The 22,057-nt window shown below is 59.2% G+C and carries 18 protein-coding genes; 7 read left to right on the top strand and 11 right to left on the bottom strand.

The genetic code is table 11. From position 1 onward, the window contains the following. The first annotated feature begins 32 nt into the window (after window positions 1-32). The 3 genes from AC0TOF_RS20815 to AC0TOF_RS20805 all read left to right on the top strand — a co-directional run bounded on the left by AC0TOF_RS20815 (window position 33) and on the right by AC0TOF_RS20805 (window position 2,902). On the top strand, window positions 33-1,088 hold the full coding sequence (locus AC0TOF_RS20815; protein ID WP_473769650.1) for a DUF1176 domain-containing protein: 1,056 nt from the start codon (window positions 33-35) through the stop codon (window positions 1,086-1,088). A 282-nt stretch (window positions 1,089-1,370) separates the two neighbouring features. After that, entirely contained in the window at window positions 1,371-1,844 is a 474-nt protein-coding gene (greA, locus tag AC0TOF_RS20810) for a transcription elongation factor GreA (protein WP_121982779.1), read from the top strand. A 5-nt stretch (window positions 1,845-1,849) separates the two neighbouring features. Further along, the gene (locus AC0TOF_RS20805) at window positions 1,850-2,902 is read left to right on the top strand and encodes a glycosyltransferase family 4 protein (RefSeq protein WP_473769649.1); all 1,053 of its coding nucleotides are present in this window, start codon (window positions 1,850-1,852) and stop codon (window positions 2,900-2,902) included. Between the two features lie 263 nt (window positions 2,903-3,165). Here AC0TOF_RS20805 and AC0TOF_RS20800 read toward each other — a convergent pair whose 3' ends face one another. Beyond that, on the bottom strand, window positions 3,166-3,636 hold the full coding sequence (locus AC0TOF_RS20800; protein WP_006471903.1) for an Lrp/AsnC family transcriptional regulator: 471 nt from the start codon (window positions 3,634-3,636) through the stop codon (window positions 3,166-3,168). 228 nt (window positions 3,637-3,864) lie between these two features. Further along, window positions 3,865-5,265, bottom strand: coding sequence for a TrkH family potassium uptake protein (locus tag AC0TOF_RS20795; protein WP_473769648.1), 1,401 nt, complete (start codon window positions 5,263-5,265; stop codon window positions 3,865-3,867). Between the two features lie 407 nt (window positions 5,266-5,672). Between AC0TOF_RS20795 and trxB the strand changes: the two genes are divergently transcribed. Both trxB and AC0TOF_RS20785 read left to right on the top strand, forming a co-directional pair. Continuing rightward, window positions 5,673-6,647 (top strand): thioredoxin-disulfide reductase, encoded by a 975-nt coding sequence (gene trxB, locus AC0TOF_RS20790; RefSeq protein ID WP_473769647.1) that lies wholly within the window; start codon window positions 5,673-5,675, stop codon window positions 6,645-6,647. 15 nt (window positions 6,648-6,662) lie between these two features. Further along, window positions 6,663-7,568, top strand: coding sequence for a LysR family transcriptional regulator (locus AC0TOF_RS20785; RefSeq protein ID WP_122001258.1), 906 nt, complete (start codon window positions 6,663-6,665; stop codon window positions 7,566-7,568). 70 nt (window positions 7,569-7,638) lie between these two features. On the opposite strand, the gene AC0TOF_RS20780 is transcribed toward AC0TOF_RS20785, so the two are convergent. The 6 genes from AC0TOF_RS20780 to AC0TOF_RS20755 all read right to left on the bottom strand — a co-directional run bounded on the left by AC0TOF_RS20780 (window position 7,639) and on the right by AC0TOF_RS20755 (window position 14,609). Next, window positions 7,639-8,904, bottom strand: coding sequence for an ABC transporter substrate-binding protein (locus AC0TOF_RS20780; RefSeq protein WP_473769646.1), 1,266 nt, complete (start codon window positions 8,902-8,904; stop codon window positions 7,639-7,641). A gap of 34 nt (window positions 8,905-8,938) precedes the next feature. Continuing rightward, complete coding sequence (locus AC0TOF_RS20775; protein WP_121985994.1) at window positions 8,939-9,760, bottom strand: carbohydrate ABC transporter permease; 822 nt, start codon at window positions 9,758-9,760, stop codon at window positions 8,939-8,941. Between the two features lie 10 nt (window positions 9,761-9,770). Then, window positions 9,771-10,703, bottom strand: coding sequence for a carbohydrate ABC transporter permease (locus AC0TOF_RS20770; RefSeq protein ID WP_473769645.1), 933 nt, complete (start codon window positions 10,701-10,703; stop codon window positions 9,771-9,773). Continuing rightward, window positions 10,696-11,874, bottom strand: coding sequence for an ABC transporter ATP-binding protein (locus AC0TOF_RS20765; RefSeq protein ID WP_473769644.1), 1,179 nt, complete (start codon window positions 11,872-11,874; stop codon window positions 10,696-10,698). The genes AC0TOF_RS20770 and AC0TOF_RS20765 overlap by 8 nt, the downstream gene beginning before the upstream one ends. Further along, window positions 11,871-12,716: a metallophosphoesterase family protein gene (locus tag AC0TOF_RS20760; protein WP_473769643.1), complete on the bottom strand. Its 846-nt coding sequence runs from the start codon at window positions 12,714-12,716 to the stop codon at window positions 11,871-11,873. The genes AC0TOF_RS20765 and AC0TOF_RS20760 overlap by 4 nt, the downstream gene beginning before the upstream one ends. A gap of 690 nt (window positions 12,717-13,406) precedes the next feature. After that, complete coding sequence (locus AC0TOF_RS20755; RefSeq protein WP_473769642.1) at window positions 13,407-14,609, bottom strand: pyridoxal phosphate-dependent aminotransferase; 1,203 nt, start codon at window positions 14,607-14,609, stop codon at window positions 13,407-13,409. Between the two features lie 250 nt (window positions 14,610-14,859). Between AC0TOF_RS20755 and AC0TOF_RS20750 the strand changes: the two genes are divergently transcribed. Beyond that, window positions 14,860-15,471, top strand: a complete 612-nt coding sequence (locus AC0TOF_RS20750; RefSeq protein ID WP_473769641.1) for a glutathione S-transferase family protein — start codon at window positions 14,860-14,862, stop codon at window positions 15,469-15,471. A 115-nt stretch (window positions 15,472-15,586) separates the two neighbouring features. Here AC0TOF_RS20750 and AC0TOF_RS20745 read toward each other — a convergent pair whose 3' ends face one another. Then, the gene (locus AC0TOF_RS20745; protein WP_006471898.1) at window positions 15,587-15,796 is read right to left on the bottom strand and encodes a cold-shock protein; all 210 of its coding nucleotides are present in this window, start codon (window positions 15,794-15,796) and stop codon (window positions 15,587-15,589) included. 193 nt (window positions 15,797-15,989) lie between these two features. Beyond that, window positions 15,990-16,430, bottom strand: coding sequence for an NUDIX hydrolase (locus tag AC0TOF_RS20740; protein ID WP_473769640.1), 441 nt, complete (start codon window positions 16,428-16,430; stop codon window positions 15,990-15,992). A 204-nt stretch (window positions 16,431-16,634) separates the two neighbouring features. Here AC0TOF_RS20740 and AC0TOF_RS20735 point away from each other — a divergent pair, with 204 nt between their 5' ends. Then, window positions 16,635-18,506: an ABC transporter ATP-binding protein/permease gene (locus AC0TOF_RS20735; RefSeq protein WP_473769639.1), complete on the top strand. Its 1,872-nt coding sequence runs from the start codon at window positions 16,635-16,637 to the stop codon at window positions 18,504-18,506. A gap of 50 nt (window positions 18,507-18,556) precedes the next feature. Here AC0TOF_RS20735 and carB read toward each other — a convergent pair whose 3' ends face one another. After that, on the bottom strand, window positions 18,557-22,042 hold the full coding sequence (gene carB / locus AC0TOF_RS20730) for a carbamoyl-phosphate synthase large subunit (RefSeq protein WP_122001250.1): 3,486 nt from the start codon (window positions 22,040-22,042) through the stop codon (window positions 18,557-18,559). Window positions 22,043-22,057 lie beyond the last annotated feature (15 nt).

Here is a 22,057-nt window from a genome sequence, read left to right as displayed (position 1 = left end):
GCGAAGGTGATTTCTTGCTGACGGAGTGTTTTATGCTCTCTTTGAATAACAAGCCCATTGCAGTGACATCGATTGCCGCGGCGATGCTGTTTGTGGCGGGTGGGGAATCGCAGGCGGCTTTCAAGAAGGTTCGCGACACGCAGGTCCTGTGCGATTTCGCGCAGAACTGCACATTGACCCTGACGCCGGTCGCAGGCGATGGCGCGCCCGAACCCGGTATAGGAATAGGTATCTTTCGCAGCAGCCAGCCGGGGGCGAAGCCGGTCTTGCGGCTTTCCTATGTCGATCAATCCCGGAAAACCGGCAAGCTGGAGATTTCCGTCGACGGCCAGCCGCTGCTTGACGTCGACGTCTCAGCCTTGAAGGCGCAGGACGACCAGCTGGATTATGCGGGCGATGTTGCCAAAGCGCTTGAAGGGATGAAGAACGGCCAGAAGTTGCAGCTGAAACTGGCCGGAAAGACTTCGACCTATTCGCTTTCGGGGCTTGTCGGCGGGCTGATCTATGTGGATGAGCAACAATCGCGCGATGGAACCGTCGAGGCGTTGCAGGTCAAGGGCAGCAAGCCGGCGCCCGTTCCGCCCGTACTCAAGCTGATTGAGACGGTCGAACAGATACCGGCTGAAATCCGCAAGGATTTTTCCGATGAAGCCGCGATTTGCGGCGGCGCCAGCCCGGAAACGTTCCGCAATGCGGGCGGCTTCGAGACAAGGATTGCCGATGGTCTCGATCTCGTCGGCCTGCCGTGCGGCTCGCCGGGCGCCTATAATCAGCCTTATGCTTTCTATAGCCGCTATGAAAACAAGATCGTGCCGATCTCCCTGCCGACCATTTCCGACGACGGCCCGACAGTGACCGACACGGCATGGAACATCGACTGGAACCAGAAATCCCTGACGCTGACGGCTTTCTTCAAGGGCAGGGGGCTTGGTGACTGCGGCATTTACGATGTCTGGAAAGCCACAGACAGCGGAGAGGGCCGGGTGCGTTTCGTGCTGGTTCAGGAGCGCTCAAAAGGCGATTGCGATGGCAATTATGCGGGGGGCCCGGAGAAATGGCCCGCGAACTGGCCAGTCAAGCCAAAATAACCGGCGCGAGAAAACGTCGCTTTTGCAGAGAGTTGACAGGAACATATTTTTCCACGTGAAATGATGGATGGAAATGCTATAGTTCTGTGAATGGCTATTCGAACGGTTCCGAAACGGATGTTTCGGTGACCGTTTTCTTTTTGTGTCTCGGAGGCAGGAAAGCCTTCGAAAAGCGCCTCGCACTATCCAAGCATTGCGCGAGGTGAGGCGGGCAAATCAAACTGCCGGTGCGTGCAGGGCCTCGGGGAGAGGCGAAGCGCCGGATGAAGGAAAGGACTGGGTATGGAAAAGTTCCCTATGACCCCTGGCGGTTTCGAAAAGCTCAAGGAAGAGCTGCGCTGGCGCCAGCAATCGGAGCGCCCTCGGATTATTGAGGCAATTGCTGAAGCGCGTGCGCATGGCGACCTGTCCGAAAACGCCGAATATCACGCTGCGAAAGAAGCCCAGAGCCTGAATGAAGGCCGTATCAACGAGCTGGAAGATCTGGTTGCGCGCGCGGAAGTCATCGACGTTTCCAAGCTGTCGGGCGACCGCATCAAGTTCGGCGCGACCGTCACCATGATCGATGAAGATACGGAAGAAGAGAAAATCTACCAGATCGTCGGCGATCAGGAAGCCGATGTGAAGCAGGGCCGCATCTCCATTTCATCGCCGATAGCGCGCGCGCTGATCGGCAAGGGCGAAGGCGACACGATTGAAGTCAACGCACCCGGCGGTTCGCGTTCCTACGAAATCGTCGGCTTGAAGTTCGTCTGATTTCCATGAAAGTCCCGGTTCAGGATGTCGCGGTGGTGGCGCCGAATTTCAAGCGCCGCCTCTCCGGGGTTACATCGACGATCGTTCAGCTTATCCCATTGCAGCGCGCAAAGGGCCTGAACATCGCGACGATGGGGCCGGGCCTGCCCGATACGCTCCCGCATCTGGGATGGGGCGCATCGCTGTCCTTCTGGTCGAAGCCGCGAACGAAGCCGTTCCGCATCTGGCACGCGCGGCGCAATATCGAAATGCTCGCCGGTATTTTCATGCGCGATGTGTTGCGCATGAAACTGAGGCTGATCTTTACTTCCGCTGCGCAGCGCCACCACAAGCCCTTCACCAAATGGCTGATCCGCCGCATGAATGCGGTGATTGCAACGAGCGGCCGCTCGGGAAGCTTTCTTGAAGTGCCGCACGATGTCATCATGCATGGCGTGGATTTGCAGCGGTTTCATCCGCCGGTTGGCGAAGAGGACAGTTTCGCGGCGTCCGGCCTGGCGGGAAAATATGCCGTCGGCTGTTTCGGTCGTGTGCGCTCCTCCAAGGGAACGGACCTTTTTGTCGATGCGATGGTTGCGCTCCTGCCGAAGTATCCGGACTGGACGGCGATCATTACCGGCCGCACGACTGCCGAACACCAGTCTTTTGAAGATGGATTGAAGGCGAAGATCGCGGCTGCGGGCTTGCAGGATCGCATTCTTATTCTGGGCGAAGTGTCCGATATCCGCGTCTGGTATCGACGCCTGACGCTCTATGTTGCGCCTTCGCGCAATGAAGGTTTCGGGCTGACGCCGCTTGAAGCCATGGCATCGCAAACGGCGGTTGTTGCCAGCGATGCGGGCGCCTATGCGGAAATGATCGTGGAAGGCACCGGAACATCCGTTGCGGCTGGTGACGGGGAAGCGCTGCGCAAGGCTATCGAGCCATATCTGGCCGATCCGGCGCTGGCCGAGCGCGACGGCGAAAATGCGCTCAGGCATGTTCGCGCCACGTTTCCGCTCGAAAAGGAAGCGGCTGCGATCAGCGGTGTTTACGAGCGCGTGTTCGCCGGGAAATAATCTCGAGCCTGTTCCAAAAGTGGTCCTGTGTGGCTGTAAATGGCGCTTTTCTGCGTTCCGGTGCTCGAAAATGACCATTTTCGCACACACATGCCGCTTTTTGTTTCAGGCATTTAGAGCGGTTCCTGTTCTAACAGAATCGCCGGAATCGCTCTAACTATTTGTTTTATCGCATTATCCAACGCATCGAAGCGGGATAAGAAATCAGTCCAGTGAACTGATTTCCCCGCGTAGACGTTTCACGCTTTTGGCTCGAAAATGCTTTAGAGAATCATCAGCGGTTCGTCCTTGACCGGACGAATGGTCAGCGCAGTGCGCACGGAATCCACGTTGGGAGCCGCGGTCAGTTCCTCGATCACGAAGGTCTGGAACGTATTGAGATCACGCGCGACGCAATGGAGCAGGAAGTCGGATTCGCCCGAGACCATCCAGGCGCGGCGTACCAGCGGCCATTGCTTGGTTTTCTCCGCGAAAGCCTTGAGGTCCGCATCCGCCTGACGATGCAGGCCGACCGAGCAGAACGCAACGAGGTCCTGTCCGAGCGAATTGCCGTTCAAAATGGCGCGATAACCGCGGATGACGCCGCTTTCTTCCAGTTTGCGCACGCGGCGAAGGCAGGGCGGGGCCGAAATGCCGACGCGTTCGGCCAGCTCGACATTGGTGATGCGCCCGTTATTCTGGAGCTCCCGAAGGATTTTCCAATCGATTTCATCCAGATCGGCCTTGATCGGCATGCGTAACTCCGCGCGCAAGGAAATTTCATTCCGGGGTAATTATAGAACATTCGTCGCCATCGTGGCGCAATCTAATCCTGCTCTTATCAAATGAAACAGGCGGATGTAAACTGCATAAAGCGTGTCGCGTTTTATCGTAGTCACATGACACGCTTCGGGTTTTGTTTTCATGCATGTCTTTGTCCCAAAACCGGTTCCCACTTTTGGGAGACATGCATCAACACTCTGTCAGCGCACCCAAAACGCGCGAGTGAACAGGATATACACCGTAACAAGCTCCAGACGCCCGACCAGCATCAGGAACGAAAGCACCCACAAGGCGGGGTCGTGAATGGTGGAAAAGTTGCCGACGGGACCAATCGTGTCGCCAAAACCGGGGCCGACATTGGAAAGCGCCGTCAGCGCGCCGGTGAAGGCTGACACGAAATCGAGACCCAGCGAGGCCAGCAGGACCGCGCCGATGACAAGCGATGCGCAATAGAGAAACAGGTACAAAAGCACGTTCTGCGCAATTTCTCCGGAGATTTCCGAGCTGCCGTAGCGGATCTTGATGACGGCATGCGGCATGATGAGACGGGCGAGATTGGCCTGCGTGAGGTTCCACAGGATAATGAGGCGGTTCATCTTGACGCCGCCGGAGGTGGAACCGGCGCAGCCGCCAAGAAACGAAGCGAGAAAGAAAATTCCAATCGCGGGCGGTCCCCACAGCGAATAGTCTTCGGTCGCATAGCCTGTCGTGGTCATGACCGACACGAAATGAAACGAGGCGGAAATCAGCGCGTCGCCAAAAGGCACATCGGAGCCGAGCCGCAGCACCACGGCGAGCGCAAAGCTGAACCCGATCGCGATGGCGAAGAACAGTTTTACCTGCGGATCGGCGAGCGATTCCATGCGGCGCGGCATGAAGGCCTTGATGTAAAGCACGAAGGGGAGCGCGGAAAGCGCCATGAAGATCGTGGACACGACCAGCAGCAGGCGGTTTCCCGCATAGAAGCCGATTGAGCTGTCATGGGTGGAGAAGCCCGCCGTTGCCACAGTGGTCAGGCCATGATTGATGGCGTCGAAAACACTCATGCCGACGGCAAAATAGGCGACGATGCAGGCGGCGGTCAGGCTGAGATAAGCAAGCACGATGCCGAGCGCGATCTGGTTCATGCGCGGCAGGATTTTCTCCGATTTGTCGGAGTTCTCCATATGAAAGAGCGCAAGCCCGCCCGCCCGCAGCGATGGCAGCATCAGGAGCGCCAGGCCGATAAAGCCGACGCCGCCGATCCAGCAAAGAAGCGAACGCCACAAGAGAATGCCGCGCTGCATGTTGTCGAGCCCGGTGAGGGCGGTCGCGCCGGTGGATGTGACGCCGGACATGGCCTCGAAGAACGCCGTGGCGTAGCTGATTGGTAGATGCGAAAAATAAAGCGGGATCGAGCCGAGAAAGCCTGCGGTGAGCCACAGGCAGGCTGTCAGCAGAAAACCGAGGCGCGGCGTGAAGCGCATTGTCTGGTTTTGCGTGGCCAGCAGAAACAGCGCAGAAAGCGCGCCTGTCGCCGCAGCCGAGCGCACGAAGATAAGCCAATCGTCGCTGCCGTCGCGCAGGTCGATTGCCGCGGGCAGAAGCATGGCTGCCGCCATGATGAGGCCGAAGCGCGCGCAGATATTGGCGACTGTCTTGTAAATGGCGGTCGGCTCCGGGGTTGGCGGATTATTCCACGTATCAAGCCTTGTTTAGCGTGAGATCGATCCACCCGCAACGTACTGGCGCGCAAGGCTTTGCTCAAATGGCCACAAGCTGTGGCTAAAGCGCAGCAAATCCCTGTGGAACCTTGCAAACCATCAGGGGCGGACCTACCTTGGCCATAATATCGGGGCATTGGCCGAACAGGATGCGAAAGCGATTCTGGCGGACTGGAACCCGCCGCTTTAAATCGATTTTAATGTGTGCCGGATTGTGAATGGTTCGAGGCGCACGTGAAAGCCAACATGTGGGGCGCTGACAGGGCTTGAGCAGGCCGAAGCGCTCCGGGACCGGAGAAAACTTCATGTCACAGCGTCATGCGCCAGTCATTGTCATCGGCTCGGGTCCTGCTGGTTATACTGCGGCGATTTATGCTGCGCGCGCCCTGCTGAAGCCCATCGTGATTGCCGGGCTGCAGCAGGGCGGTCAGCTGATGATCACGACTGACGTGGAAAACTATCCGGGCTATGCCGAGCCGGTGCAGGGACCATGGATGATGGACCAGATGGCGACGCAGGCGCAAAATGTCGGCGCTGAAATCGTCCACGACATCATCACCGAGGTTGAAACGACGGTGCGCCCCTTCCGCCTGAAAGGTGATTCCGGCACGATCTATACCTGCGATGCCCTGATTATCGCCACGGGCGCACAGGCCAAGTGGCTTGGCCTCGACAGCGAGCAGACCTTCATGGGCGGCGGCGTTTCGGCCTGCGCCACCTGCGACGGTTTCTTCTATCGCGGCAAGGATGTGGTCGTGGTCGGCGGCGGCAATACCGCTGTCGAGGAAGCGCTTTACCTGTCGCATCTTGCCAAGAGCGTGACGGTCGTGCATCGCCGCGACGGTTTCCGCGCAGAGAAGATCATGCAGGATCGCCTGCTTTCGCGCCAGAACGTCTCGGTCGTCTGGAACAGCGTGATCGACGAAATCCTCGGCACTGAGGCAAAGCCGCCGATGGGCGCGACCGTGACTGGCGTGCGCCTCAAGAATGTCGTGACGGGCGAGACGCAGGAACTCGATACGCATGGCGTTTTTGTCGCTATCGGCCACGCGCCTGCGGTTTCTTTGTTCGAGGGCAAACTCAAGCAGAAGCCGAACGGTTATCTATGGACCGCGCCCGATTCGACGGCTACCGATGTTCCGGGCATTTTCGCCGCGGGCGACGTCACGGACGACATCTATCGTCAGGCCGTGACTGCTGCCGGTATGGGCTGCATGGCCGCCCTTGAGGCCGAGCGCTGGCTTGCCGCACAGGAACCGCTGCACGAAGCTGCGGAGTAATGAGAGGGGAATACCGTGGTCGCACCGCTCGACTGGGATAAACTGCGCATTTTTCATGCGGCGGCTGAGGCTGGGTCGTTCACCCACGCCGCCCAGACATTGCATCTGTCGCAATCGGCTATTTCGCGTCAGGTAAGCGCGTTGGAGCAGGATGTCGGCGTCCCGCTGTTTCATCGTCATGCGCGCGGTCTCATCCTGACCGAGCAGGGCGAAACGCTCTATCGCACCGCACATGACGTGCTGATGAAGCTTGAAAATGTTCGGTCGAGACTGGCCGAGAGCAAGGAAAAGCCAACGGGCCGCCTGCGCGTCACGACGACCGTCGGTCTCGGTTCCGGCTGGCTGATCGAGCGCATTCAGGAATTTGTCGAGCTTTATCCCGATATCCAGCTTCAGCTGATCCTCGACAATGAGGAGCTGGACCTGACGATGCGCCATGCGGATTGCGCCATCCGGTTGCGGCAGCCGCAGCAGCCCGACCTGATCCAGCGCCGTCTGTTCACGGTGCATATGCATGTCTATGCGTCGGCGGGTTATGTCTCGAAATATGGCAAGCTCAACTCGATAGACGAGATCGACCAGCACCGCGTCGTGACCTTCGGTGAACCGGCGCCGAGTTATCTGACCGGCCTGAACTGGCTGGAGATCGCCGGACGCACCGATGGCAGCTCGCGCATCCCGGCATTGCAGGTCAACAATCTCCTGTCGATCCGCCGCGCCGTGCAGCGCGGCGTCGGTATCGCCGTCCTGCCCGACTATATGGCGGACAAGGAATCCGGCCTGGTGCAGCTTCTGCCGGAACTGGAGGAAATACCGTCCTTCGATACGTTCTTCTGCTATCCGGAAGCCTTGAAGAATTCCGCGAAACTGCACGCCTTCCGCGACTTCCTGTTCTCGAAGGCCCGCAACTGGACCTATTGATCGCATGCCGTGATTGAAAAAAGGCCGCGCTGGCAATCAGCGCGGCCTTTTTGTTTTTGGTGATGGCTGACTACTTGCGTGGCAGCAGGCGCTGGACTTCCCTGGAGGCATCGGCAAGGGCGTCTTCCGGGGTGGCGGACTGCTCGACGACGCGCGAAAGATTGTCCACGATAGTCTGCGTCACCTTCACGCCGTTGGAACCGGGGAAGGCATACCACGGGATCATCAGCGACATCTGGCTGAGACCAGCCTTGAAGAGCGGATTTTCCTCATAGAACTTGCCGAGATATTCGTCGGACTTCGCGGCCAGTTCGTTGTTCGGCACATAGCCGGTGCCCGGAACGACAACGGAAGCGCCGTATGGCCCGGCGGCGAATTTGGCGAATTTCCATGCCGCATCAAGCTTGGCCTGATCTTCGGTCAGGATGACGACCGCGTTGCCGCCGGTTGGAAGACGACCCTTTTCAGCATTGATGAGCGGGATTTTCGCCGTGCGAAGATCGAACTTGTCGCCGACATTCTTGATCGTGTTGCGCAGCGCACCGGTCGTCTGGAACGAGAAGCCGACCTTCCCGGCAGCAAAAGCCTGCTCGCCAGCCGCCTTGGTCAGAACCGGCATGCCGCCTTCCTTCACCATGCGGTCGATGAGCTTGAAAGCTTCAAGCCCCTCCGGTCCGTTGAAGGCGACCTTCTTCTCGTCTTCGGTCAGCATGGTGCCGCCCGCGCCGAACAGAAGTGCTGAAAACATCCAGTCGTCGCCCTGCCAGCGGAAATCGATGCCCTCATTGCCGTTGCCGAGCGCCTTGATCTTGCCGCCCAGTTCAATCACTTCGTCCCAGCTGGTCGGCGGATTGTCCGGATTGCCGCCTGCCGCCTTCAGGAGATCGGCATTGTAATACATGATCGGGTTGGAGGTTGCGAAAGCAAGACCGACCTGACGGTCGCCGACGCGGGCGAGGCTGAGCAGGTGATCGGTGAAGCCCTGCGCTTCCATGTCGGTTTCTTTTTCGACGAGCGGCTTCATGTCGACGCCGATATTGCGCTCCGCCAGCACGCGCAGGCGGTTCAGACCGGTGAAGGTGATATCCGGCATTTCCGACGTTCCGGCCTGACGCATGATCGTCTGGATGCCTTCTTCGTAGGTTGCGGACGGGCTGACGAAGTTGATCTTGATGTCCGGATTTTCTTCCATGAACTTCTTGGAGATGTCGGCCATGACATCCTTGAAGAAACCCGGCATCGGGTAGTGCACGTTCAGCGTCGTGTCGGCAAGGGCGGGCGAGCCGAAGGCCGTTGCCATGGCCAGAGCAGCAAGGGCGCCGGAAAAGCGTTTCATGTTTGAACTCCTGTGGAGGATGGGAGGGACGAATTCAGCCCTTGAGGCCGGTGAGGGTGATGCCTTCGATGAAGCGGCGCTGGGCGGCCAGAAATGCCAGCAACAGCGGCAGGGTGATGATGAGGGTTGCCGCCATCAGCGCGCCGTAATCATCGCCTGCTTCGGCGGCGCGGAAATAAAGGAGGCCGAGCGGCGGCGTGGCGCGTTCCATGCCGTTGACGACGATCAGCGGCCAGAACAGGTCGTTCCAGTGCGCGACAACCGAGAAAATCGAGAAGGCGGTAATCGCAGGCCAGGCATTCGGCACGATCACCCGCATGACGATGCCCGCTTCCGACATGCCATCGAGACGCGCGGCGCTGATGAGATCATCCGGCATGGCGCGGAAGAATTGCAGGAACAGGAATATGCCGAAGACCGAGATGAAGAACGGGGCGCTGAGGGCAAAGTAGCTGTTGAGTACGCCGAGCTGATTGAAGCCGACATAGAAGGGCAGTGCCGTGGCGTGGATCGGCACCAGCAGGCCGAGCATGACCATCATCATCATGATGCGCTGGCCGCGGAAGTTGAGCTTTGCCATGGCGTAGGCGCAGGGAATGGCGACCACGACCTGGATGACCAGGACGAGCGCGCAGACGACCACGCCGTTGAACAGCAAAAGCCCCATCGGTACGCGGCTCATCGCCTTGGTGATGTTTTCCCAAAGCGCCCAGTTGTGTGGGATCAGCGACAGGGAGGAGGAGAATATGTCCTGCTGCGATTTTGCTGCCGTCGACAGCATGAAGATATAGGGCGCGAGGAAAAGCAGGGCACCCAGCGACAGAAGTCCAAGACGGAAAGAACGAGCCAATGTCATCCGGATATCCTCAATAATGGGTGCGGCGATCCAGCACGCGGAATTGCAGCATCATCAGGATCACAAGAACCGCGAGAAAGATTACCGTCATTGCCGAGGCATAGCCGACGCGCAGATAGACGAAGCCTTCCTGATAGATGGTCCAGAGCAGGACTTCCGAAGCCTTGTTCGGACCGCCTTCGGTCAGCGTCTTGACCGTTTCGAAGACTTTCACGGCGTTGATGATGCTGATCGTCGTGACGAAAAGCGTGGTCGGGCCGAGCAGGGGCCAAGTGACCAGCCGGAAGCGCTCCCAGCCGTTTTTCACGCCGTCCACTTCGGCAGCGGAATAGAGTTCTCGCGGAATGGCGGTGAGACCGGCCAGAAACAGCACCATGTTGAAGCCGACACTCTGCCAGACGCCGATCAGTGCGAGGCTGAACAGCACGGTGTCGCTGGAGCCAAGCCAGTTGGGACCGGCAATGCCGATCATGCCCAGCATGGCGTTGACGGGGCCAAGGGTCGGGTGCAGCAGATATTGCCAGACGGTGGCCATGGCGACGAGGAGCGAAGCCACCGGCAGGAAGTAAACCGTGCGGAAGAAGGATTTGCCGCAAACTTCGCCTTCGATAAGGAGGGCCACGCCGAGACCGAGAAAGACGGAAGCGGGCGCGACGATGGCGGTATAGATGGCGGTGTTCTTCAGCGAGACGAGGAAAGTGCGGTCGCTGAACAATTCGGCATAGTTTTCCAGCCCGATGAATTCGAAACCGTCATAACCGAGCTCGAAATTGGTCAGGCTCCAGAAAATGACGGCGGCTGTCGGAAGAAGAATCAGCAGCACCGTCAGGATGATGGCCGGAGCCGCCAGCTTCCAGGCAAGCCGTTCCTCGCGGCGGCGGGCTTCCTCAGCCGCTGTGCGCGCGCCGGTGGCCGCAGAGCCGGTTAACGTTATATCAGACATGAGCGGCGGCCTTTGCCGGCGATGCGGTTTTGACGATATTCCCGGCGGGCTGGCGCAGGCGCAGGCCGTCTTCCCCGAAGAGATAGGCGTGGCCGGCATCGAAATGCAGGCCGACGGGGAGGCCGACAACGATATCTCGGGCTTCTTCCGGGGCAAGCTTCACGGTGAGATCCTGCGCTGCACCGGGAGCCTTGAGATAGACGAGCACTTCCGAGCCCAGAAACTCAATCCGCGAGACCGTGCCCGCAATGCCCGTCTTGTCGTGCGGCTTGAGCTTAAAATGTTCGGGACGAATGCCGATGCGGATATTGGTGCCGGAATGGGCAGCGACACCCTGCAAGATGGCGCGACCGGCAAAATGCACCATGCCGTTATCGCTGACCAATGCTTCCAGAATATTGATGCGCGGTGTGCCGATGAACTGTGCGACCTCGATATGGCGCGGATCGTTATAGATCGCGGTCGGCGTGTCGATCTGCAGCAGCTTGCCGCCCATCATCACCGCAACGCGGTCGGCCATGCTGAGCGCTTCGGCCTGATCGTGGGTCACGTAGATGGTGGGAACACCGGCGCGGCGATGCAGTTCGACGATTTCCGCACGGGTGTGAACGCGCAGATTGGCATCGAGGTTCGACAGCGGCTCATCCATCAGGAATGCGCCCGGCTGACGTACGAGCGCACGGGCAAGCGCCACGCGCTGGCGCTGGCCGCCCGACATCTGGCCCGGCTTGCGGTCAAGCAAATGGTCGATCTTGAGGCTGGTTGCGGTGGCCTTGACCTGTTTCTGGATGGTGGCGCGTTTGCCGCGCTGGCCCGGAACGAAAGCGCCGATCATTGGCAGGCGTTCCACGGCGGTCAGATCGCGCATCGCAAGCGGCACGGCAATGTTCTGCGCCGCCGTCAGGTGGGGATAGAGCGCATAGGACTGGAACACCATGGCGATGTTGCGATCGGCAGGGTGCGCGCCGGTTATATTGCGCCCTGCAAGCTCGACGCTTCCTTCATCCGCATGGTCGAGACCGGCGAGAATGCGTAAAAGCGTGCTCTTGCCGCATCCTGACGGGCCGACAAGGGCGATGAATTCGCCTTCCGCGGCTTCGATGGAAATGCCATCGAGAATGCGGTTTCCCCCGTAGGATTTGCCGATGTCGCGGAGGACGAGCGTGCTCACTGGCTTGCCTCCTCGATAACCTTCTCGCCATCGCCGGTGTGGTGCGGATAAACTTCATGCACCACATCGTCGATGACATAGGGCGTCAGCGCATCGATGCGCACGATGCTGCTTGTGGCAACTTCATCGAGATCGTGAACGACCGCGCCCAGAATGCGCTCGCCGGGGAGATCGCGTTCCATCGGCCCGACGATGAAGGCTGCGGCAGGCGCCCAGACATAGTTCGTGCCGAAGGCATCGCCCGACCATGCGCGGTGCAGATGGCCGCTGGCGTGAAGCCGCACATTATACCGGGCGAAAAGATCATAAAGACGCTGGCGCGGGGCAGGGCGAATGCCCCAGTAACCGCTGTCGCCCTCGTCCGGATCGTCTACGAAAAGCGGCTTGTGTGCGAAGACGGCGACCGGCTTGCCGTCGCTGTGCTTCAATTCATCTTCGAGCCACTGGAACTGTTCGGCTTCTTCGGCTTCACCGGAGCCGATGACGAGGCTGTTGAGGCCGATAATGCGCCAGTCGCCGAAGTTTTCCGCCCAGCGGTCCGGGCCGATATGACGGCGCCAGCGCATCAGGCGCTGCGGATTGACGGGCTGGTGGCTTTCGGGAAGATGACCAATATCGTGATTGCCCGGAAGGGTAAGAACGCGGGCGGGAAGTTCGTTCAGGCAGGCGCGGCAGAACAGAAGGTCGGCCTCCACGTCGGCGCCATCGACCGTCAGGTCGCCGGTGTGGATGATGAGATCGGGCTTCTGCTGGTCGATCCAGGCAACGAGCGGCTCCCAGTTGCGGTTGAAGTGCGGCTTGATTGGGCTGAGGTGGGTGTCTGTAATCTGAACGATCCGCACGGGTACGCTCCTTCTCGGGTCTGTCTGTGGGCAGCACTTTTCACGCACCGCACATGCGCCGGGCGCATCATGCGCGGCGTCTTGCCGGGGCTTTTAGGCGCGTTGTGTGACAGGCCCGCTGCATTGCAGTGACAGTTGCGTGACATCTGCCCTGGGCGACTCAAAAAGGGTGATTTGCCAAATTTGCGGGCATGGTTTTGTTGTCGATGCCCATGCTTTAGGCGGTCGATCTGCTCATTATAATATTACGAAGTAATTTTTTTCGGCCTAACCAGATGATTTTAAATGATTTTCATGTCTGGCATAGTCATGCGTAAAACGCATAGCTGCATTGCGCTAAAGTCGCATTGCAAAAACAATGGGCAACAGGCATATAAAGATCATCTCAGCGCTGCGTTTCCTCCTCCCATTTGCGCAGGCTGAGTGTTCCCCTCTGGAGGTTTGCCTCGAAGGCACCTTCAAAACTCAAAGCCAGACATTTGTCTGGCTTTTTTTTTGGCTTTTCGCCGGGCAGGGCGACGCATTGCAACGATAGCCAGATGTTTTTCGCGCTCAACTGTCTCTTTTGACAGGTCCGGGAAGCCGGACACACCAGCCCCGGCATGTCTCAAATTGCAGATATGAAAAAGGGGCCTTTCGGCCCCTTGGTATTCTTTGCTCTGACTATTTCACGCTGTTGCTGGAAATGCCCTAGCGCAGGCTGGCGCAGAAGCGCTGGATGCGGGTGCAGGCTTCTTCAAGCAGCGCATCCGACGTCGCATAGGAAATGCGGAAGTTCGGTCCGAGGCCGAATGCCGAACCATGAACGACGGCAACGCCTTCGGCTTCCAGCAGTTCGGTGACGAAATCTTCGTCGGTTTCGATGACCTTGCCAGCTTCCGTCTTCTTGCCGATCAGGTCAGCGCAGGACGGGTAGACATAGAACGCACCTTCCGGCGTCGGGCACTGGATGCCCTTGGCCTGGTTGAGCATCGAGACCACCAGATCGCGACGGGCCTGGAAGATCTTCTTGTTTTCCGGGATGAAATCCTGGGTGCCGTTCAGCGCCTCGACCGCAGCCCATTGTGCGATGGAGCAGGCGCCCGAGGTCTGCTGGCCCTGAACCATATCCATGGCCTTGATGAGCTGCAGCGGTCCTGCGGCATAGCCGATACGCCAGCCGGTCATGGCATAGGCCTTCGACACGCCGTTCATGGTGAGCGTGCGGTCATAGAGCGAAGGCTCGACCTGAGCAGGCGTCGTGAAGACGAAATCGCCATAGACCAGATGCTCATACATGTCGTCGGTCAGAATCCAGACATGCGGATGACGAACCAGAACTTCGGTCAGGGACTTGAGTTCTGCTTCCGTGTAAGCCGCGCCGGTCGGGTTCGACGGCGAGTTGAAGATCAGCCACTTGGTCTTCGGCGTGATGGCCTTTTCCAGATCGGCGGCGGTCAGCTTGAAATTGTCCTCGATCTTGGTGTTGATGAAGACCGGGTTGCCGCCATTGATCGCCACCATTTCAGGATAGCTCACCCAGTAAGGGGCAGGGATGATGACTTCATCGCCGGGGTTCAGCGTCGCCATGAAGGCGTTGAACAGGATCTGCTTGCCGCCGGTGCCGACGATGGTCTGTTCCGGCTTGTAGTCGAGACCGTTTTCGCGCTTGAACTTGGCAACGATGGCCTGACGCAGCTCGGGAATGCCGGAGATGGGCGTGTACTTCGTTTCGCCGCGATTGATCGCGTCGATAGCCGCCTGCTTGATATTGTCCGGCGTGTCAAAGTCGGGCTCGCCCGCACCGAGACCAATCACGTCCTTGCCCTTGGCTTTCAGTTCACGTGCTTTCTGGCTGACCGCGATGGTCGCAGAGGGCTTTACACGGGAAAGGGCGTCGGCGAGAAATGCCATGATAGATCTCCATAGATGGCAGGCTCTGTTAACCGGCACCGGGCGCGGTCCGGTTTTGCGAATTTTCTATGTCCCATCGGCGCGGGAAGCGCAACAGAAGGATTGGGAATTCGTCGGCAATTGCGGGATTTCGCGCCAATGTGTTGCCAAAACGAACAGATCCATCAGCAATGCTGACATATTAACGCAAAGAAACTGATTGGACAGGATGCCGACGGGCAGGAATATTGCGGCAAAAGAGGAGACGATCATGCTGACGCTTTATGAACAAGTCGATTCCGGCAATTGCTACAAACCTCGCCTGCTTCTGGCGAAGATCGGCAGGCCCTTTCGCCACGTCGCGGTTTCCTCGCTTGATGGATCGACGCGCACGCCGGAATATCTGGCCAAGAACCCGAACGGCAAGGTTCCGCTGCTGGAACTGGAAGACGGGCGTTTCCTCGCGGAATCGAACGCCATTCTCCTGCATCTGGCCGAAGGGACGCCCCTGTTGCCGAAAGACGCTTACGAGCGCGCTCTGGTCTATCAGTGGCTGTTCTTCGAACAATATAGCCACGAGCCTTACATCGCAGTACGCCGTGCGTTGAAGGTCTATCCGGAGCGGTCGCGCGACGCGACGCCGGAGCGTCTGGCTTCCACGCTGGCTGGCGGCGAAAAGGCGCTGGCGGTGATGGAAACCCAGCTGAAGAAGACGCTGTTCATCGCCGGAGATAATTATACGGTGGCCGATATCGCGCTCTATGCCTACACGCATGAGGCCCATCTTGGCGGTTTCGACATGCAGCAATATCCCGCCGTGGGCGAATGGTTGCAGCGTGTCGCCAGCGACGAGGGGCATGTGCCGATCGACTGGCTGCCGTAACCTTCTGTCCTGCGCCGATGCTTGCACAAGCGCGATGGCGCTGAAACGGTGAGAAAAGCGGACAAACAAAAAGGCGGGCCCGAAGACCCGCCTTTTCTATGCCTTGCGGCAAAAATTACGCTGCGACGAGGTTGTCGGCAGACGAACGGCCCGAACGGCGGTCCTGAACGATTTCGTAAGAAACCTTCTGACCTTCGTCGAGCGTGGCAAGGCCAGCGCGCTGAACGGCGGAGATGTGAACGAAAACGTCCGTGCCACCCTGGTCAGGCTGGATGAAGCCGAAGCCCTTGGTCGTGTTGAACCACTTAACTGTTCCCGTAGCCATGGGAAATTCCTTTGTAACATTAGTAGTAGAGTAGTCCGTATGCTTCGCACACGTCCCTGTGGATCGAATTTATGGACAGGAGATCGTCAGGAAGCACGGCTGGCCGCACGGGTCGCAAAGTCACTCGACCGAAAAATCGATGCGCTAATTATATGCGACAAAGTTGACCAACACAAGACAGCTCGCATACGAGCTAGAAACTGATTTTACTCAGGCTTTTCGCCATCCCGAGTCCCAGACGGTTTTGAGCGCTCCATTGGTCGAGCCAGAACAGCCTGAACAGAATCGGAGCGCTTCCATCACATGGCGACATTTCATGGTGATCCCAGGTTTCAGGCATCGCCGTGTTCAATTTCAAATGGAAACAATGGCGGCGGTGCAGCTCCGTACTGCCTTTTTCCGGATAGTCGTAATCGACGGTTTCGAGATGGGTCATGCCATCGCCGTGAAGAAGCCCCGTTTCTTCGGCGAATTCGCGATAGGCGGCGGCGAGAATGTCTTCTCCTGCATCGACCGTGCCGCCCGGAACCTGAAGCGGCGTTTCGGGAAAATCCGGTTCTTCAAAGACGAGCAGGCGGTGGTTCCACGTCGCATAAATGAGGACCTTGTCGATAGGCTTGATTGTGATGGCCATGGAATTTTCCGGCAAGCTTCGGGTTCCGGCCATGATTGCATCGAACGGTTTTCGACTAAACCCGCATATTGTTGTGGGTCACTACAGCTGGTTTGCACGAAAAGCGTGCTGATCTCCTATCTTTGACTTCCGCGTGACGTACATAATGCGCATGTTGCGAATAGATCTGCAAAATTGAACGGCGGGTGGGCAGCGAGGCAGAACATGACGTCTGAACCGGACAAGGACAAGACGAAGCAGGGCGCACCCAAAAAAGGCCGTCCCCGCAAGAGGGTGAGGCGCAGCGTCACGGAACGCCTGCGCAAAAGTTCAGCGAAGCTGATAGGCGGCACTCCGTCACGCGATGGAACCGATCTTTTTTCACAGGTCTCGATGATGGTGGGCGCATTTCTGGTTTCGCCAGTGCGCAACACGCTGATCGCGCTGGGGACCGGCATTTTCGTGCTTGTCGTGCTGATCGCCATCGGGCAGGTCGCAATCAATCGCTGGAATGAGCCGTTTTACGATGCGCTTGCCCGCCGGGATTTACAGGCTTTCTTCCATCAGTTGATGGTCTTCTTCGGGATCGCAGGCGCTCTTCTGCTGCTCAACGTATCGCAGACCTGGCTCAACCAGATGTTCAAGCTGAAGATGCGCGAGGGGCTGGCCCGCGATCTGGTGGGGCAATGGCTGGTGCCGGGACGCGCCTTTCGGCTGGCCAATGCGGGCGAGATTGGCATCAACCCGGACCAGCGCCTGCATGAAGACGCCCGCCATCTGGCCGAAACCTCCTGCGATCTGGGGATCAACCTGCTCCAGTCGACCGTTATTCTGGTGAGTTTCGTCGGGGTCTTGTGGTCGCTGTCGAGCGGCTTCGTGTTTCACGTCGCGGGTTACAGTTTCTCGATCCCCGGCTACATGGTCTGGGCCGTTATCATCTATGCGGCCTCCGCGTCATGGCTCACATGGATCGTCGGGCGCAGCCTGGTCAATATCAATGCCAATCGCTATGCGCGCGAGGCGGATTTTCGCGCGTCGCTGATGCGTGTCAACGAGCACCTCGACGCCATTACCCTGTCCCGTGGGGAAGGAGATGAAAGACGCCGCCTTGATCTGGATATCGATGCGGTTCTGGGCGCAATCCGCAAGATCGTCTATGCGACCACCCGGCTGACATGGGTGACGGCCGGTTATGGCTGGCTGACGATCGTGGCGCCGATCCTCGTGGCGGCTCCGGTCTATTTCGGCGGCGGGCTGACATTCGGGGGGCTGATGATGGCCGTCGGCGCATTCACGCAGGTGCATAACGCGCTGCGCTGGTTCGTGGATAATTTCGGGGCGATTGCCGACTGGCGGGCGACGCTGCTTCGCGTCGCGAGCTTTCGTCAGGCGGTGCTGCACATGGATGCGCTTGGCCGTCTGGACCGGCAGATCGATCTTGCCGTCAATGACGGCGATGTGCTGACGCTCGACGGCGTTTCCATCGCGGCGCCGGAGCAGTGCCTGAAGCTTTCTCGCGAGACCCTCGCCGTGAAGGCCGGAGAACGCGTGCTCGTCACTGGCGGGACGGAAACGCAGCGCACATTGCTGTTTCGTGCGCTGGGCGGCTTGTGGTCCTGGGGGCAGGGGCGGATCGGCATGCCGGTCGGTGATGGCGTCGCCTTCATGCCGCGTGCACCTTATTTCCCGCCGGGAAATCTCCGTGGCGTCATCGCTTACCCGCTCGACATCAAGCAGTTTTCCGACGAAGCGCTGGAAAAGCTTCTTCAACGGGCCGGGTTGGGGCGGCTTTCGGCCAGCCTTGACAACGTCGCACGATGGGATCGGGTGCTGACCGATGATGAAAGGCAATGTCTTGCCTTTGCCCGTCTTATCCTCCAGCAGCCGAAATGGATCGTCATCGATGGCGCGCTCGATGGCCTCGATACGGAGGCCTATCAGCGGATACGCGACATGCTGGACAGTGAGCTGAAAGACGCAGCCGTCATTCATCTGGGCAAGCCGCATCTGCACGAGGGGCTCTTCACCAAGCAGGTTCATCTGGAAGATGATCCCGACAACAAGCCCCTGGAATTACCGGCGCTGAAGACGGCATGAAAAAACCGCCGGAATGACCGGCGGCTCAATAGGGTCATCGTGACAGATGATCAGCGGAAGTAATCCTGAAGCGGACGCACTTCCAGCGAACCGGCCTTGAGCGCGGCGATGGCTTCGGCGGCGGCTTCCGCTCCGGCCATGGTCGTGTAGTAAGGCAGCTTCTGCATCAGCGTTGCGCGGCGGATCGACTTGCTGTCGGAAACAGCGCTTGCGCTATCGGTCGTGTTGAAGACCAGATGAATCTGGCGATTGCGGATCGCATCTTCCACATGCGGACGGCCTTCGATGACCTTGTTGATCTTGGTCGATTCGACGCCATTGGCTTCGAGGAACTTCTGCGTGCCGCCGGTCGCCATGACCTTGAAGCCAATGCTGGCCAGCAGGCGAACCGGGCCGAGAACGCGTTCCTTGTCCTCATCGCGGACGGATACGAACACCGTGCCTTCACGTGGCAATTCCACGCCCGCGCCAAGCTGCGCCTTTGCGAAGGCCAGAGCATAGTCGTAGTCGAGGCCCATGACTTCGCCGGTCGAGCGCATTTCCGGTCCGAGCAGCGTATCGACGCCGGGGAAACGGGCAAACGGGAACACCGCTTCCTTGACCGCGATATGCGGGCGGGAAGGCGTCTTCGGCGTGCCGCCATAAGCGCCGAGTGCGGCTTCGAGGCTTTCACCGGCCATGATGCGGGCTGCGACCTTGGCAATCGGCGTGCCGACCGTCTTTGCCACGAATGGCACGGTGCGCGATGCACGCGGATTGACTTCGAGAATGAAGATTTCGCCGTCCTTGATGGCGAACTGAACATTCATCAACCCGCCGACATGAAGCGCCTTGGCGAGCGCTGCCGTCTGGCGTTCCAGTTCTGCGACGATTTCCGGCGAAAGCGTGTGCACCGGCAGCGAGCAGGCCGAGTCGCCCGAGTGGATACCGGCTTCCTCGATATGTTCCATGATGCCGGCGACGAAGCTGTCCTTGCCGTCGCACAGGCAATCGACATCCACTTCGATGGCTTCGGTCAGATAGGTATCGAACAGAAGCGGGTTCTTGCCCAAGAGCGTGTTGATCTGGCCGGTCTTGTCGTTCGGATACTTTGCCTTGATGTCTTCCGGCACCAGTTCCGGCACGGTGTCGAGCAGATAGTTCTGCAACGACCGTTCATCGTGAATGATCTGCATGGCGCGGCCACCCAGAACATAGGACGGACGCACGACCAGCGGGAAGCCGAGATCGGCGGCGACGAGGCGCGCCTGTTCGACCGAATAGGCGATGCCGTTTTTCGGCTGGTTGAGGTCGAGCTTGATGAGAAGCTTCTGGAAACGGTCGCGATCTTCGGCAAGGTCGATGGCGTCCGGCGAGGTGCCGAGGATCGGAATGCCTGCCTTTTCAAGCGCATTGGCGAGCTTCAGCGGGGTCTGGCCGCCGAACTGCACGATGACGCCGTGCAGCGTGCCCTTTTCCTGTTCCACGCGCAGGATTTCCAGCACGTCTTCTGCGGTCAGCGGTTCGAAATAAAGACGATCCGACGTGTCGTAGTCGGTCGAAACCGTTTCCGGGTTGCAGTTGACCATGATGGCTTCATAGTCGGCATCGCCGAGCGCGAAGGCCGCATGGCAGCAGCAATAGTCGAACTCGATGCCCTGGCCGATACGGTTCGGACCGCCGCCGAGAATGACGACCTTCTTGCGATCCGACACTTCCGCTTCCGAGCGTGGCTCACCGACGAAAGGCGTTTCGTAGGTCGAGTACATATAGGCGGTCGGCGAGGCGAATTCGGCGGCGCAGGTGTCGATGCGCTTATAGACCGGATGCACATCGAGATCGGCGCGCAGCTTCGCCACGTCTTCGGCGTCCTTGCCGGTCAGGCTGGCGAGACGCGCATCGGAGAAGCCCATGGCTTTCAGCATGCGCAGATTTTCGGCGTCCTGCGGCAGACCATGTTCGCGAATGCGCTCTTCGGTCTTCACGATGGCTTCGATCTGCTCGAGGAACCACGGATCGATCTTCGATGCGTCGTGGACCTGCTCGGTGGTCAGGCCAAGGCGCATTGCCTGCGCAACCATGCGCAGACGATCCGGCGTCGGCGTGCCGATAGCAGCGCGGATGGCGTTCTTCTCGTCGCCTTCCTCGATGTTGGGGATGGCGATTTCATCAAGGCCCGTCAGGCCGGTTTCGAGACCGCGCAGCGCCTTCTGCAAGCTTTCCTGGAACGTGCGGCCAATGGCCATCACTTCGCCGACCGACTTCATCGCGGTGGTGAGGATCGGCGAGGAGCCGGGGAATTTCTCGAATGCAAAGCGCGGGATCTTGGTGACGACATAGTCGATCGACGGTTCGAACGAGGCAGGCGTCGCGCCGCCGGTAATGTCGTTGTCGAGTTCATCCAGCGTGTAGCCGACCGCAAGCTTGGCTGCGACCTTGGCAATCGGGAAGCCGGTTGCCTTGGAAGCGAGCGCCGACGAACGCGACACGCGCGGGTTCATTTCGATGACGATCATGCGGCCATTGGCCGGGTTGATCGCGAACTGCACGTTGGAACCGCCGGTTTCGACACCGATCTCGCGCAGCACCGCAATCGAGGCGTTGCGCATGATCTGGTATTCCTTGTCGGTCAAGGTCAGGGCAGGCGCAACCGTGATCGAGTCGCCCGTGTGGACGCCCATCGGGTCGAGGTTTTCAATCGAGCAGATGATGATGCAGTTGTCCGCCTTGTCGCGGACGACTTCCATTTCATATTCTTTCCAGCCCAGAACCGACTCTTCGATCAGAACTTCCGTCGTCGGCGAGGCGTCGAGGCCGCGTTCGATGATCTCGAAGAATTCCTGACGGTTATAGGCAATGCCGCCGCCGGTGCCGCCGAGCGTGAAGCTTGGGCGAATGATTGCCGGAAGGCCGACCACGTCGAGCGCCTGCGCTGCCTTGGCGAGCGCGTGGCTCATATAGCGCTGCTTGCGCTCCACTTCGCCGAGCTGCCATTCGGTTTCAAGCTTGTCGAGCGCCTTGTCGAGGTCGTCGCCGGAGAACTGCGCCTTCACTTCGGCGCGCTTGGCTTCGTGGCGCTTGCGGTCCTCGTCCTTGATTTCGGTCGCGTTGGCGAGCATCGAGCCCGGCGTGTCGAGGCCGATCTTCTGCATCGCCTCGCGGAAGAGCGCGCGATCTTCCGCCTTGTCGATGGCTTCCGCATTGGCGCCAATCATCTCGACGTTATAACGTTCAAGCACACCCATGCGGCGGAGCGACAATGCGGTGTTGAGCGCGGTCTGGCCGCCCATGGTGGGCAGGATCGCGTCCGGGCGTTCCTTGGCGATGATCTTGGCCACGACTTCCGGCGTGATCGGCTCGATATAGGTCGCATCGGCCAGGTCGGGATCGGTCATGATCGTGGCAGGGTTGGAGTTGACGAGGATGATGCGGTAGCCTTCCTCTTTCAACGCCTTGCAGGCCTGCGTGCCGGAATAGTCGAACTCGCAAGCCTGGCCGATGACAATGGGGCCCGCGCCGATAATCAGGATCGATTTGATATCTGTACGTTTCGGCATGAGCTCATCCTATCT

Source organism: Ochrobactrum sp. PL_is501 (assembly GCF_055816895.1).
The sequence above is the reverse complement of the archived record's forward strand: the minus strand, read 5'-3'. Positions and strand labels throughout refer to the sequence as shown.